The sequence below is a fragment of the Nocardia nepalensis genome (genome assembly GCF_048910785.1).
Classification (GTDB): domain Bacteria; phylum Actinomycetota; class Actinomycetes; order Mycobacteriales; family Mycobacteriaceae; genus Nocardia; species Nocardia nepalensis.
The window spans coordinates 551,685-565,236 of record NZ_JBKBET010000038.1 but is presented as its reverse complement, the minus strand read 5'-3'; the positions used below and the strand labels follow the sequence as shown (position 1 = coordinate 565,236).

General features: G+C 65.8%; 14 protein-coding genes. 8 read left to right on the top strand and 6 right to left on the bottom strand.

The window, feature by feature from the left end; translation table 11 throughout:
* Positions 1 to 190 precede the first annotated feature (190 nt).
* Positions 191 to 1,456: an aspartate kinase gene (locus ACHQ4I_RS37185; protein ID WP_420776565.1), complete on the top strand. Its 1,266-nt coding sequence runs from the start codon at positions 191 to 193 to the stop codon at positions 1,454 to 1,456.
* Between the two features lie 2 nt (positions 1,457 to 1,458).
* A complete protein-coding gene (locus ACHQ4I_RS37180) occupies positions 1,459 to 2,493 on the top strand; it encodes an aspartate-semialdehyde dehydrogenase (protein WP_420776564.1) in 1,035 nt (344 codons plus the stop codon).
* A gap of 264 nt (positions 2,494 to 2,757) precedes the next feature.
* Here ACHQ4I_RS37180 and ACHQ4I_RS37175 read toward each other — a convergent pair whose 3' ends face one another.
* Positions 2,758 to 3,501 (bottom strand): helix-turn-helix domain-containing protein, encoded by a 744-nt coding sequence (locus ACHQ4I_RS37175; RefSeq protein ID WP_420776563.1) that lies wholly within the window; start codon positions 3,499 to 3,501, stop codon positions 2,758 to 2,760.
* A gap of 70 nt (positions 3,502 to 3,571) precedes the next feature.
* Here ACHQ4I_RS37175 and ACHQ4I_RS37170 point away from each other — a divergent pair, with 70 nt between their 5' ends.
* Positions 3,572 to 4,540, top strand: a complete 969-nt coding sequence (locus ACHQ4I_RS37170) for an alpha/beta fold hydrolase (protein WP_420776562.1) — start codon at positions 3,572 to 3,574, stop codon at positions 4,538 to 4,540.
* A 97-nt stretch (positions 4,541 to 4,637) separates the two neighbouring features.
* On the opposite strand, the gene ACHQ4I_RS37165 is transcribed toward ACHQ4I_RS37170, so the two are convergent.
* Positions 4,638 to 5,201 carry a TetR/AcrR family transcriptional regulator gene (locus tag ACHQ4I_RS37165; protein WP_420776561.1) on the bottom strand — a complete coding sequence of 188 codons (564 nt, stop codon included), beginning with the start codon at positions 5,199 to 5,201 and terminating at the stop codon, positions 4,638 to 4,640.
* A gap of 94 nt (positions 5,202 to 5,295) precedes the next feature.
* Here ACHQ4I_RS37165 and ACHQ4I_RS37160 point away from each other — a divergent pair, with 94 nt between their 5' ends.
* Together ACHQ4I_RS37160 and ACHQ4I_RS37155 are read left to right on the top strand one after the other, a co-directional pair.
* Entirely contained in the window at positions 5,296 to 5,715 is a 420-nt protein-coding gene (locus ACHQ4I_RS37160) for a nuclear transport factor 2 family protein (RefSeq protein WP_420776560.1), read from the top strand.
* 62 nt (positions 5,716 to 5,777) lie between these two features.
* Positions 5,778 to 6,689 carry an aminotransferase class IV gene (locus tag ACHQ4I_RS37155; protein ID WP_420776559.1) on the top strand — a complete coding sequence of 304 codons (912 nt, stop codon included), beginning with the start codon at positions 5,778 to 5,780 and terminating at the stop codon, positions 6,687 to 6,689.
* 57 nt (positions 6,690 to 6,746) lie between these two features.
* Here the strand turns inward: ACHQ4I_RS37155 and ACHQ4I_RS37150 are convergent, their stop codons facing one another.
* The gene (locus ACHQ4I_RS37150) at positions 6,747 to 7,376 is read right to left on the bottom strand and encodes a TetR/AcrR family transcriptional regulator (protein WP_420776558.1); all 630 of its coding nucleotides are present in this window, start codon (positions 7,374 to 7,376) and stop codon (positions 6,747 to 6,749) included.
* 77 nt (positions 7,377 to 7,453) lie between these two features.
* Between ACHQ4I_RS37150 and ACHQ4I_RS37145 the strand changes: the two genes are divergently transcribed.
* Positions 7,454 to 8,347 carry an oxygenase MpaB family protein gene (locus tag ACHQ4I_RS37145; protein WP_420776557.1) on the top strand — a complete coding sequence of 298 codons (894 nt, stop codon included), beginning with the start codon at positions 7,454 to 7,456 and terminating at the stop codon, positions 8,345 to 8,347.
* Positions 8,344 to 8,862 carry a PaaI family thioesterase gene (locus tag ACHQ4I_RS37140; RefSeq protein ID WP_420776556.1) on the top strand — a complete coding sequence of 173 codons (519 nt, stop codon included), beginning with the start codon at positions 8,344 to 8,346 and terminating at the stop codon, positions 8,860 to 8,862. Before ACHQ4I_RS37145 ends, ACHQ4I_RS37140 begins: the two co-directional genes overlap by 4 nt.
* A 1-nt stretch (position 8,863) precedes the next feature.
* Here ACHQ4I_RS37140 and ACHQ4I_RS37135 read toward each other — a convergent pair whose 3' ends face one another.
* A complete protein-coding gene (locus ACHQ4I_RS37135) occupies positions 8,864 to 10,213 on the bottom strand; it encodes a serine hydrolase domain-containing protein (RefSeq protein WP_420776555.1) in 1,350 nt (449 codons plus the stop codon).
* A gap of 137 nt (positions 10,214 to 10,350) precedes the next feature.
* Positions 10,351 to 11,604, bottom strand: a complete 1,254-nt coding sequence (locus tag ACHQ4I_RS37130; protein ID WP_420776554.1) for an APC family permease — start codon at positions 11,602 to 11,604, stop codon at positions 10,351 to 10,353.
* A 339-nt stretch (positions 11,605 to 11,943) separates the two neighbouring features.
* Between ACHQ4I_RS37130 and ACHQ4I_RS37125 the strand changes: the two genes are divergently transcribed.
* Positions 11,944 to 13,197, top strand: coding sequence for an ATP-binding protein (locus tag ACHQ4I_RS37125; RefSeq protein WP_420776553.1), 1,254 nt, complete (start codon positions 11,944 to 11,946; stop codon positions 13,195 to 13,197).
* 4 nt (positions 13,198 to 13,201) lie between these two features.
* Here the strand turns inward: ACHQ4I_RS37125 and ACHQ4I_RS37120 are convergent, their stop codons facing one another.
* Positions 13,202 to 13,459 carry a hypothetical protein gene (locus tag ACHQ4I_RS37120; RefSeq protein WP_420776552.1) on the bottom strand — a complete coding sequence of 86 codons (258 nt, stop codon included), beginning with the start codon at positions 13,457 to 13,459 and terminating at the stop codon, positions 13,202 to 13,204.
* Positions 13,460 to 13,552: the final 93 nt, after the last annotated feature.

The window sequence follows — 13,552 nt, the reverse complement described above, 5'->3', positions numbered from 1 at the left end:
GCGAGCGGCCGATCGCCGCGTTCCAGAACACCAAAACGCACCCGCTCATGGCGGCTATTGGCCGCGAGATCGACTCGCGTCAGGCCCCCTCGACGCCGCCGGACCGGGAGGTACCAGCAAATTAGGTAGACCTCGGCCGGTACGCTGGGGTGCTGTTAGCAGCTGATTGTCGATCTTGGAGGACCCTGTCGTGGCTCTCGTTGTTCAGAAGTACGGAGGATCCTCGGTGGCAACCGCCGAGCGTATCCGGCGCGTCGCTGAACGGATCGTCGAGACGAAGAAGCAGGGCCACGACGTGGTGGTCGTCTGCTCGGCCATGGGTGACACCACCGACGAACTACTCGATCTGGCCCAGCAGGTGGCGCCCGCGCCGCCCGCCCGCGAAATGGACATGTTGCTCACCTCGGGTGAGCGCATCTCCAACGCGCTGGTCGCCATGGCCATCCATTCGCTCGGCGCCGAGGCCCGCTCGTTCACCGGCTCGCAGGCGGGTGTGATCACCACCGGATCGCACGGTAACGCCAAGATCATCGACGTCACCCCCGGCCGGGTCCGCGACGCGCTGGACCAGGGTCTGGTCGTGCTGGTCGCCGGATTCCAGGGCGTCAGCCAGGACAGCCGCGACGTCACCACGCTGGGCCGCGGCGGTTCCGATACCACCGCGGTCGCGCTGGCCGCGGCGCTGGAGGCCGACGTCTGCGAGATCTACACCGATGTGGACGGCGTCTTCACCGCCGACCCGCGGATCGTGCCCGATGCGCAGCAGCTGGAGCAGGTCTCCTATGAGGAGATGCTCGAGCTCGCGGCCTGCGGCGCGAAGGTACTCATGCTGCGCTGCGTGGAATACGCGCGCCGCTACAACGTTCCGGTGCATGTGCGCTCGTCCTACACCGACAAGCCCGGCACCTACGTCTATGGATCGATGGAGGACATCCCCTTGGAGCAAGCAATCCTCACGGGCGTCGCGCACGACCGCAGCGAGGCCAAGGTGACCGTGGTCGGACTGCCGGACGAGCCGGGCTACGCCGCCAAGGTGTTCCGCGCGATCGCCGACGCGGAGATCAATATCGACATGGTCCTGCAGAACATCTCCAAGGTCGAGACGGGCAAGACCGATATCACCTTCACCCTGCCCAAGACCGAGGGCGCGCGTGCGGTGGAGATGCTGACCAGGCGTCAGGACGAGATCGGTTTCTCGCAGGTGCTCTACGACGACCACATCGGCAAGGTCTCCCTCGTCGGCGCGGGTATGAAGAGCCACCCGGGCGTCACCGCCACCTTCTGTGAGGCGCTGGCGAACGCGGGCGTGAACATCGACCTCATCTCCACCTCCGAGATCCGGATCTCGGTGCTGGTCAAGGACACCGAACTGGACGAGGCCGTGCAGGTGCTGCACAAGGCCTTCGATCTGGGTGGCGACGAGGTCGCCGTGGTCCACGCGGGAACAGGACGATAAGCATGGGTGTACGGGTAGGAGTCGTCGGCGCGACCGGACAGGTCGGCGCCGTCATGCGAAAACTGCTGGAGGAGCGCAACTTCCCGGCCGACGAGGTGCGTTTCTTCGCCTCGGCCCGCTCGGCGGGTAAGACGCTGCCGTGGCGCGGTGGCGAGATCGTGGTCGAGGACACCGAGACCGCCGATCCCACCGGCCTGGATATCGCGCTGTTCTCCGCGGGCGCCACCATGTCCCGCGTGCAGGCCCCGCGTTTCGCGGCGGCCGGTGTGACCGTGATCGATAACTCGTCGGCCTGGCGTAAGGATCCCGAGGTTCCGCTGGTGGTCAGCGAGGTGAACCCGGAGCAGACCCGCAACCTGGTCAAGGGCATCATCGCCAACCCGAACTGCACCACCATGGCCGCGATGCCGGTGCTCAAGCCGCTGCACGAGGTGGCGGGGCTACAGCGGCTGGTCATCTCGAGCTACCAGGCGGTCTCCGGCAGCGGCCTGGCCGGTGTCGAGGAGTTGGCCTCCCAGGTGCGCGCTGTGGTCGACGATGCCGAAAAGCTGGTGCACGACGGCAGTTCGGTGCAATTCCCCGCGCCGAACAAGTACGTCGCGCCGATCGCCTTCGACGTGATCCCGCTCGCCGGTTCGCTGGTCGACGACGGCTCCTTCGAAACCGACGAAGACCAGAAGCTGCGCAACGAGAGCCGCAAGATTCTCGGCCTGCCCGACCTGCTGGTCAGCGGCACCTGCGTGCGAGTGCCGGTCTTCACCGGCCACTCGCTGTCGGTGAACGCCGAATTCGCCGAACCGATTTCGGTCGAGCGCGCCAAGGAAGTCCTCGCCAAGGCCCCGGGCGTCCAGCTCACCGATGTGCCCACCCCGCTGGCCGCGGCAGGCAAGGACGACTCCCTCGTCGGCCGCATCCGCCAGGATCCGGGCGTCCCCGAAGGCCGCGGTCTCGCCCTGTTCATCTCCGGCGACAACCTGCGAAAGGGCGCCGCCCTCAACACCATTCAAATCGCCGAAGTCCTGTTGGCCCAGCGCTGACGCAACCGAACGGGCCGTTCTTATCGTCAGATTCGAACGGCCCGTTCGCTATTCGGCCAGGCGAATCGCGCACCGCGTTGCGTACCCGCGCTAGAGGGTACCCAAGGCTCATCGTGGCGGCGTGCACTGCGAACGACCCCGTCGAATCATGGGGCCGAGGTAGGCGCTCGCAGCCATTCGAATCGCTGAAGTCCTGTTGGCGCAGCGCGGATCTCTGCAGAACGGGCCGTTTCGCGAGATCCGAATGGCCCGTTCGCTTTTCGGTTATCGGATATCGAATGTCACCGACGAACCGAGCAGTGCGGTCAGCGACAGGCCGAACGTGCGCCGGAAGGTTTCGCTGAGGTGGGACGGAGAGGCGAATCCGGCGTCGGCGGCGCAGCGGGTGAGGTCGTGCCCGGCTGCCAGGCTCGCGAAAACCATTCGCAGCCGGGCCCATTGGCGGTAGCGGCGGAAGGTCGTGCCAGTGTGTGCGGCGAAGGTTCGCAGGAAGTGGGTTTCCGACATCCCGGCGGCATCGGCCGCGTGCTCGGCGCGGATGTGCGCGGTCGGGTTGCTGCGAATGTCGCGCACTATGGCATCGATGCGGGGGTCGATGGCCGGTTGTCGCACCGATATCAGGCGCTCCAACTCGGCGACACCGGTTCGGGCGGCGGTGATGAGGACGGCTTCGGCGCTCGGATCGACAGCCGCGGACCGGATTTCGCTGCCCGATCCGGCGGTAACCCCGGCGATCGTCGCGCTGCCCGGTTCGGCGAACAGCAATGCGATCCGGCCCTGCGAGACAATCCGGGCCGGTACCCGAGCCGGTATGAACGCGCTGCGGGTGATGATCGTCTCATCCGCCGCCGTCTCCACGGCGAATGGTCCGTCCAAGCTCAGGCCGAGATACGCGATCGACGTGGCATGCATTCCGACACCCAGCTCCGGGCCGAGATATCCAGCATGTCCGGGCCGCGTCCACAACACCGGCGCACCGCAGGTTTGTGAAAGCGCGGTCTCGGTCATGTTCGTCAGGCTAATCGGTGCCCGGCGCAATCAGCCGGTGCGAGCCGCGACGACAGGAAGATGAACGGATATGACAACCGAGGCAGTTGGCGCGAAGCCGAGCTGGCAGACCAGAGCCATCACCGCACTGTTGGCCTCGCGCGGTCAGAAGCAGATGCTCGGCAGCGCGGAAGGGGTGCACGCGGCGCTGGAAAAGCGCGACCGTCGCATCAAAGAGGTGCGCCCACCGGCGTTTCTGCGCAAGGCGGCGACCGTCACCCGGGATGATCTCGACGGTTGGCCCGTATTCCGGATAACGCCGAACGCCGGTCCCACCGACGTAACCGTGGTTTTCCTGCACGGCGGCGGCTTTTTCGCCGAGATCGTGCGCCCGCACTGGAGTTTCGTCCGCGAACTCGGCGCTGCCATTCCGGCGGAGGTCGTGGTCCCGATCTATCCGCTGATCCCACGTGGCAGCGCCGCGGATATGGTGGCCACCACCGCCGCGATAATCACCCGCACGATCGAGCAGCGCGGCTCCGGAAAGACCGTGGTCATGGGCAATTCGGCAGGTGGTCTGCTGGCACTGGCGGCAGCACATGCCGTGCGCGATCAGGGTGGGCCGCAACCGTCGCGGGTCGTACTGATCTCCGCGTGGTTCGACGCCACCCTGTCCGACCCCGCACTGGCCGCGCTCGAACAGGTCGATCCATTGCATCAGCGGCCCGGAATGGCCGAGATCGCGCGGCTCTACGCCGACGGCCTAGACCTGCGCGACCCGCGTGTCAGCCCCCTGTTCGGCCGCGTCGAAGGACTGCCGCCCCTGACCATCTTCTGCGGCACCCACGAAATGGTCCTGGCCGACGCCCGAGCCCTGACCCGCCGCGCCCGAGTCGCAGGCATTCCGGTCGACTACCACGAGGGCCCGCGCCTACCCCACAATTACGCACTCATGCCCACCCCCGAAGGTCGCGCCGCCCGCAAGATCATCGTCAACACCTGCCGCACCCCCCGCCCCGACTTGTCCGCCACCCCCAGAGATGCGCTACTGGACAAGTGATCACCTGGAACTCAGGGCGGAGGCTTCTCGGCCGATGCCGCCACCAGTTCCACCTGATCGGCTGACCAATGTTGGCGGTGGGTGGGGTGGGGGTGGGCTAGTGGGGGCGGAGGCCGTCGAAGAGGATGGCGAAGGTGCGGCGGCGCTGGTCGAGGGTTGTGTTCGTGGTGTTGGTGGCTAGGAAGGTGGCCTTCAGGATTCGCATCAGGTCGTCGATGTCGATATCGGGGCGAACTGCGCCGGATTGTTGGGCGCGAGTGAGTAGTTCGGCGATGGCGGCGTTCAGGGCGTGGGCGGGTCTGCGGTATTCGGGGGCGTCTACGCCGACGGCTTCGGCGAGGTCGCGTTTGACGGTGCCCTCGGTGACCATGCGGTCGAGGAAGTCGAAGAAGGCCTCGCCGGGGTCGGGGGCGGTGGTCAGTTCGCGGGCGTAGGTGATCATGCGCTCGATGCGGTCCATGATCGCGGCTTCGAAGAGGGCTTCCTTGGTGGGGAAGTGGCGATAGACGGTGCCCGCGCCGACGCCTGCGCGGCGGGCGATCTCGTCGAGCGGGACCGAAATGCCCTCGGCGGCGAAGGCCGCTTGGGCGGCGGCGAGTACGCGGTCGCGATTGCGGCGCGCGTCGGCGCGCAGCGGGCGCGGTTCCTCGCGATCGATCACGAAGGGTGAGTTTACTGGAGGCATTGACAAGCGGGGCGATCGTTCCGGATCATAAGCGGGGTCAACGTTCCGCTTAACTGGAGCAGGTGTATTCATGGTGGAGACTTCGATGGAAAGCCCTCGTGAGCTGGTCGAACGGCTGTTTCGCGAGTTGCCCGCGCGCGATGCCGACGCATTCGTCGCGCAGTTGGCGCCGGATGCGGTATTCGAGATGCCATTCGTCATTCCCGGGATGCCGACCCGGCTGGTCGGGCGCGAGGAGATCCGGGCGCATCTCGCGCAGCGCTGGTCCGGGATTTCGGGCATCGAGATTCACGGGATCTATCCACAGGTGTACGAAACGGCAGATCCCGAGGTGGTTTTCGTGGAGAACGAGGTGGATATGACCGTGCCCGGCGCCGAGCGGGCGCGAGTTCGCACCTCCGTCAATGTGGTTCGGGTCCGCGACGGCAAGGTCACGCTGTTCCGCGACTACATGGATACGGCGCGCTTCGCCCGGCTCGCGGAGAACTGAGAGCGTCCGGGCGGTCCGAAATACCGTCGCACCGCCCGGGTGTCGACTGCTAGCCTGCGCCGATGGCGAATCCTTATCCGCAGGTGTACTTCGGGGACCGGCTCATCGACGCGGAACAGGCGTCGGTCGCTGTCGCATCGTCGGCGGTGCTGTACGGCCTCAGCGTGTACACAGTGTTCCCGGTGCATGTGGATGGATCGGCACGCACCGCATTTCGACTCGACGACCACTTCCGCCGGCTCGAGGAATCCTGCAAGATCATCGGCATCGACCGGTTCGCCGCCGAATGGGACTTCGCGCGATTCCGCACGGCGGTCATCGACCTGATCGCGGCCAATGCGCCGACCGAGGACGTATTCGTCAGGGCGACAGTGCATGTCGTCGAATCGATCCCGGGTACCCGGGTCCGCGGGTGCGCGATCGAGGTCAGCATCTTCGTCTATGACGCGGTGCCGATCGTCCCGCAGGACGGTATGCGACTGAAATCCAGTCCGTGGCGGCGCATTCCGGATAACGCGATTCCATCGCGCGCCAAAGTCAATGGCGCATACGTCAATTCGGTGCTCGCCAAGCAGGACGCCATCGACAGCGGCTACGACGACTGCGTCTTCCTCGACGGCAACGGCCACGTATGTGAACTCAGTGCCGCCAATATCTTCCTCGTCCGCAACGGCACCCTGATCACCCCGGATGTGTCCTGCGACATCCTCGACGGCATCAACCGCCGAACCATCCTCACCCTTGCCGCGGAGGACGGCATCCCGGTAGTCGAACGCACCATCGACCTGACCGAGCTCTACATCGCCGACGAGGTCTTCGTCACCGGCACCTCATCCGGAACGTCCCCGGTCACCGAGGTCGACGGCCGCCTGATCGCCGACGGCCGCCCCGGCCCGATCTCCCAAGCCCTGCGCAAACGCCACACGGCCGCCCTCCGCACCGACACCCACCACAACTGGGTCACCACCCTCTGAGCCCCGGCTCGTCGAGCTAGTCGAACGGTGCGACCATTCGACTCGCTTCGATGGCATTCATAACCGCTCGAGGGCGGCAATGGTGCCGAGGAAGAGTTCGACATTGTCGTGCACGAATTTGTCGCGGGGATAGGGCAGTGCCTGCTGGATCCACGCGGTGACCGTGTCGCCGAATGCCCCGACCAGGAAGCGGGCGGTGAGATCGATGGCGGGATCATCCGGATCGCGGTCGGGGACCAGCTGGGACAGGATCCCGCGGAACGCGCGCGACACATCCTCCGCGCGCGCGAGTCGTCGCTCGGCCACGGCCGGATGGCCATATGCCTTGGTGGACAGGATCTTTCCCTTGGCGGGCGCGGCCAGGAAGAAATCGACCATGGCCTCGACCACCGCGGTGACCTTCGCGCTTTTGTCCGGGGCCGCGCTCGCCGCGGCCTCGCCGACCGTGCTCGACAGCTGACGAAAGGCCAGTTCGAACGCGGCCCCGATCAGGTCGTCGAGATCGGTGAAACTCTCGTAGACGAACCGAGTGGACAGCCCGGCCGCCTTGGCGACCGTGCGGATCGTCAATCCACCCGCACCCTCTGTCGCCATCACCTCGAATGCGGCCTCCAGCAGCTGCTCACGCCGGGTCGCGCGACGCTGATCCGCCGATACTCCACCGTAGGTGCGCGCCGCCTGAGTCATCCCACAATCTTGACACATTTGTTTCCTGAATCTAGCCTGGATTCAGGAGACAACTGATTCCTGATGGAGGAGTGATCATGACCGGACTCGCTGAAGCGTCCGATCTGAACGCATCGCACGCCGATCTACCGGGCCTGAGCAAGAACTCGCTGACCGCCCGCTCGGCCGCGGACTGGCGGCTGATCATGCTCGCCCCCAGCGCACTGCTATTGCAGGTCGCGCATCCGGTCATCGGCTCGGGCGTGGCCGAACATTCGATCTTCAAGACCGATCCGATCGGCCGCTTCGACCGCTCCTACTGGCCGACTCTCGCCCTGGCCTTCTACGGCGACGACTCCGCCGCCTACGGCCGCGATATCCGGGCCATGCACAAGGGCATCGGCGGTGTCGACCACGCCGGTCGCCGCTACCACGCCTGGGAACCCGAGGCCTACTTCTTCGTCCTCGCCACCGCGCACTGGGCCACCGACATCGTCGCGACGCGTTTCGGATCCGGATTGACCGAGGCGCAGCGTGCCGACCTCTACAACGGCTGGCGGCACACCGCATTGCTGGCCGGTCTCCCGGAACGCGCTGTGCCCAAGGATCTTTCATCCTTCGAGGCATGGTTCGACAAGGTCCTGCGCGAGCGACTCGAATATCACCCGACCGTCGATGACGTGCTGGCGACCATGTCCCGGCCGCCGGTGCAAGCACCCATCCCGGCCTGGCTGTGGAAGCTCGTCATGTGGCGCATCGTCGGACCGCTCGCGGTCTGGGTGAATACCGGTGTGCTGCCGCCGATAGTGCGCGATCGGCTCGGCCTCGAGTGGACCGCGCGCGACGAGCGGTGGCTGCGCCGCTATGCCTTTGTCATCCGCTGCGTCGATCGGATACTGCCACCGCCGTTGCGCAATATCACCCGTGTCGTCGCTATGCGGCGAAAAGACCGGATCATGAACAACATTCGACGCGCGGCGGAAGCGGCGTGACAAACGATCCCGGCACCGACGAGCAGCGGCAGCCGACACCACTGAACGGTCCCATGTCCGACGGTCCGCTACCGCCACACATAGACGGCTGCTTCGGCTGCGGACCACGGAATCCGGCGGCCGTCGGCGTCGCACTGAACCTCGAAAATGACCGCATCATCGGCCATTTCACCCTCGACGAACGACATCAGGGCGCACCGGGTGTAGCGCACGGCGGCGTCATCGCGGCGATACTCGATGAGGCCTCCGGCACGGTGCCGACCACCATGTGCGTTCCGGCGGTCACCGCCAAACTCGAGGTGAACTACGTGCGCCCCGCGCCGCTGCACCGCCCGATGATCGTGACCGCGATCCTCGATCGGCGCGAAGGCGAGCGCAAATTGCACATCTACGCGCGCGTCGAATGCGACGGCGAACTCATTGCCGAGGGCAACGCTCTGTTCATCGCGGTCTCGCCGGAACACTTCTTCGCACAGGGCGCGAAGGAGGGCGATATGCCTTTCTTCGGAGTCTGATTCAGCGGATTCCCGGCGTGCGCGGATCCGGACCGAGGCAGACCATAATGGCGCATCCGGGCGCGGTGTCCGCGAACGGCGGCGCCAGCGGATAGTTCAGGCAGCTGAAGACATTGCAGCCCGGATACGCCGCGGGCCCGATGCCGAAGACCGCGAGCAGCAGATTCGTATCCACGAAGCGGTTCGGATCCAGTACCAGCGGTGGCTCCACGTACGGGCCGGGGTCGGGCACGGGATGGTCCTCGAACGCGGCGAACAACCGGCGGAAGAATTCGTGCGGCAGTTCCTCGGTGTTCTGCACGATCCCCGTAATGCCCTCATTGCTGACATTTCCGAAGAATCCGGTCCACACCACCGTCAGATCCAGGCTCGGCACGATGAAGACGTTCTGCATGCCGAGTCCGGACATCGAGTAGATATCCGGGGGCAGGAAGTGGGCGGTCTCCGCGCAGCCGGCCCCGAGCCAGAACAGATAGCCGTAGCACCTGTTCGCTGGCGAGGGCTGTCGTGCCTTGCGCAGATACGTTTGCGAGACGAGTTGCTGTGTGCCCCAGCGCCCGTTATTGCTCACCAGCAGACCGAGCTTCGCGAAATCGTTCGGCGGGATCATCAGATGCGCGTACCCGTAGGTGTGGCCGGAGCGATCGCGCGCCCAGTAGTAATCGCCGCGTTCGATGCCCAGTGGATCGAAAAGTTCACGCTGCGCGAACTGCTGCAATGGCTCGCCAATGGCCAATTCGATGACATATGCGAGCAGATCGACATTGCGCTGGCTGTAGCTGAATACCGCACCCGGCGGATTGTCGAGCGGCACCCCGAGCGCCTGCACGGCGCTATCCGGATCGATCGGAATCACCCCGGTGACGCCCTCGGTGAGCACACCCACCTTCATCCCGGAGGTCTCGGTGAGCAGATCCTCCACGCGGATCGACCGATGCGCCGCATCGCCGAGACCCGGCGGCAGATACCGATCGATCGGCGCATCGAGATCCAGTTCGCCCTGATCCCAGGCAATTCCGGCGAGCAGCGAAACAACACTCTTGGTGGCGCTCCAGATATTCCAGGCGACATTCCCGGTCTGCGCATTCGTCGGCCCCTCGCCGATCAAACAATTGTGCCGGAAGACCTGCACATTCAACCGATTGCGCCCACCCGCGAACGCCAGAGCCTGCGCAAGCAGCCCCGAATCCAATCCCACCTGCTCCGGTGCCGCCCGCTCCGGCTCCCGCCCCGACGACACCCCGCACGTCACATGTTCGAACGTCTCCGCCTGCGCTCCCCCCGCGAAAACGCCCCCCGCCACCAGCGATACCGCCGCAATTCCGGCCAGGAATCCGTAGATGCGCCCCATGCGCACGAGGCTATCGCGCCACACCCAACCAAACGGTGCAACAGGCTGGACGAAACCGAAACGAATCATCAAGATCAGGTGGCGTCTGTGGCGGCATCGCCCGAGAAGCCCCCGCCACCAGTTCCACCTGATCTTGACTACGACGTCAGTGGGGGGGTGGTGGGGGTGTGTATCGCGTACCACCCAGCTCCAGCGGCGAGGATCGCGAGTCCGGTTAGGGCCGATTCGATGGGGAGTGATAGGCCGACGATCACACACCCCGCCGCGCCGACGGCAGGTACCCAACGTGGCGGACGGTTCTCCGCCTCGGTCAATGTGGCCGCTGAGACATTGGCGATCAGGTAGTACACCAGCACCGTGAATGATGAAAAACCAATGGCCGCACGTAGATCGAAGGTTGCCGCGACCACCGCGACCAGCGCGCCGACCGCCAGCTCCGCCCGATGCGGCACGCCGAAGCGTGGATGTACTGCGGCCAGTGCGCCCGGCAGATATCGATCGCGAGCCATGGCCAATGCCGTGCGCGACACCCCGAGGATCAGGGCGAGCAGTGATCCGGCCGCAGCGAGCACCGCGCCGACCCGGATCACCGGTGCCAATCCCGGCGCGCCAGCATTGGATACGACCTGGGCCAGCGGATCGGTCGCATGGGCGAGCCCCGCTGATCCGAGCGTCGCCAATGCCGCCACCGCGACCAGCGCGTAGACCGCGAGGGCGAGCCCGAGCGCGATAATAATCGCCCTTGGAATCGTGCGCTGCGGATCACGCACCTCCTCGCCGAGGGTGGCGATGCGGGCGTATCCGGCGAAGGCGAAGAACAGTAATCCGGCCGCCTCGAGTACACCACGCGGCCCGATCCGATCGGGCAGAGTCGTTGCCGCCGAATGCGTTCCGAACAATCCCACCCCGACAACCAAGGCGAGCACGGCCAGCACCATAGTCACGATGACCCGCGTGGCCAGCGCCGATTTCTGCACCCCGGTGTAGTTGATCGCGGTGATCGCGACCACCGCCGCGACCGCGACCGCGCGCGACTGCTCGGGCCAGGCGTAACCGCCGACCGTCAGTGCCATCGCCGCGCACGAGGCCGTCTTCCCCGCGACGAAACCCCATCCGGCCAGATATCCCCAGAACGCCCCGAGCCGCTCGCGCCCGTACACATACGTCCCGCCCGACACCGGATAGCGCGCGGCAAGCCGCGCCGAGGAGGTCGCATTGCAATACGCGAGCAGTGCGGCAACGGCCAACGCGAGCAGCAGCCAACTGCCCGCCGCTGCCGCCGCCGGGGCGAGCGCCGCGAAAATGCCGGCACCGACCATCGACCCGAGCCCGACGATCACCGAGTCGGTGAGTCCGAGCCTGCGCTGGAGCGCATCGCCATGCGTTGCCATGGCTGCATCATCGTCCACGCCACTCAGGACCACGAGTCGAGCAGCGCGGAAATGCGAAACGCCGCCAGGAACGGGGGGTTTACCTGGCGGCGCTGAGTCGCCGGACGCCACGCCAACGTGACGACTCGAGTGTCGACGTCCCACAAGCGCCTCTCGGCGAGTGGTCGCTCGAAGCGACAAATGGGGTGCGGCCCGGGGCTGTCCGGACGCCGACAGAGGTGATCAACCGCCCTTCGTCCGGATCTATTCCACGCAGTCGAATGTGATCCGCGCCACGGATCCTGCCCGGCTGGCGCCCATCTAGAATCAACGAGCTCATCTGGTGAAGGGGGGATCGGCGTGTCCGATGATCTGGTATTGACCGAAATGCTGGCCGCACTCGAGCGCAGCCCCGAGGTGCTGGCGCTGCGGGTGCGGGTGATCGAGTTGTTGGCCGATCGTGGCCGCTATGCCGATGCGCTCGGTCAATGTGCGAGCGCACTGGCCCAGGAGCCGGGACATGCCCGTGTCCTGGAGTTGTTGCAGCAGTGCACCATTGCGCTCGCTGGCGGCTCTGCGGTACCGGAAGTCCCAGCGCCGAGCGAGCCGCTGGCCGATGCAAATAACGCAGCGCCGCAATATGATTGGGCTGCGGCCGAAGAACAGGTAGGCGACATCATCGCTCCGGCCTTCATCAACGAGGGCCCGCGCGAATTTGTCACCGACTCCGATGTCGGCCTGTTCGAGAAGCCCACCGTCGTCCTGTCCGACGTCGGGGGTATGTCCGACGTGAAGCGTCAGCTCGATCTCACCCTGCTCGGCCCACTCCGTAATCCACAGTTGGCCAAGGCTTTCGGTACCTCCGCGCGCGGCGGCCTATTGCTCTACGGCCCGCCCGGCTGCGGCAAGACCTTCATCGCCTCGGCGGTCGCCGGTGAGCTGGGCGCGAACTTCTATCCGATCGAAATCGCCGACATTCTCGATATTTACCACGGTGCCGGTGAGCGCAATATCCACGAGGTCTTCGAGATGGCCCGCCGCAACGCTCCCTGTGTGCTGTTCCTCGACGAGGTCGACGCACTCGGGCACAAGCGCAGCCAGATGTCGGGTTCGGCATGGATGCGCAATGTGGTGAATCAGCTGCTCAACGAGATGGATTCGGCCACCCACAGCAACGATGGCGTCTACATCCTCGGCGCGACCAACCACCCGTGGGATCTCGATGTCGCCCTGCGCCGCCCCGGCCGCTTCGACCGGATGATCCTGGTCGGGCTGCCGGATGCGGACGCGCGGCGCTCGATTCTGCACTACCACCTGCGGGATCGTCCGGTCGCCGGCATTGATCTGCCGGCCATCGTGCGGCGCACCGACGGCTTCTCCGGTGCCGATCTGGCCCATATCTGCACCTCGGCAACGCAATTGGCAATGGCCGATTCGATCAGCACCGGCACCGTGCGCCCGGTCGGCATGGCCGATATCGAGGCCGCGCTCGGCCAGATCAGGCCGAGCGCGGGTCCCTGGTTCGAATCGGCGCGCAATGTGGTCGAATTCGCCAATGCCGACGGCGCCTACGACGAACTCGCGAAATACCTGCGGGCCAAGAAGTTCCGGTGACTTCTCACGGATGCGCCTCGCCCGTGCGCGGCGCCTCCTTCGGTGTGCAGAACATCTGGCAGGCGACGGGCGCGGTGCTACTCGTCGGAACCCCCAGTGGCGCATCCTGTGCGGGTTTCACCGCGCCGACACCGCTGCCCATGATGAACAGCAACACCGCTATCGCCATGCCGACCAGCGCCATGATCGCGTAACCCATTCGCAGGGCGATGCTTTCGCCGATCGGTATTCCGATCGCCAACGGACCGAGCATGATGAACATCGCCGGTTCCCCCTTCCTTCGTGTCGACACCGAATGTGCGCGTCGAGTCATTCCATGGTGGCAATGCGATCGGGCGTGTCGCGATCCCAACCG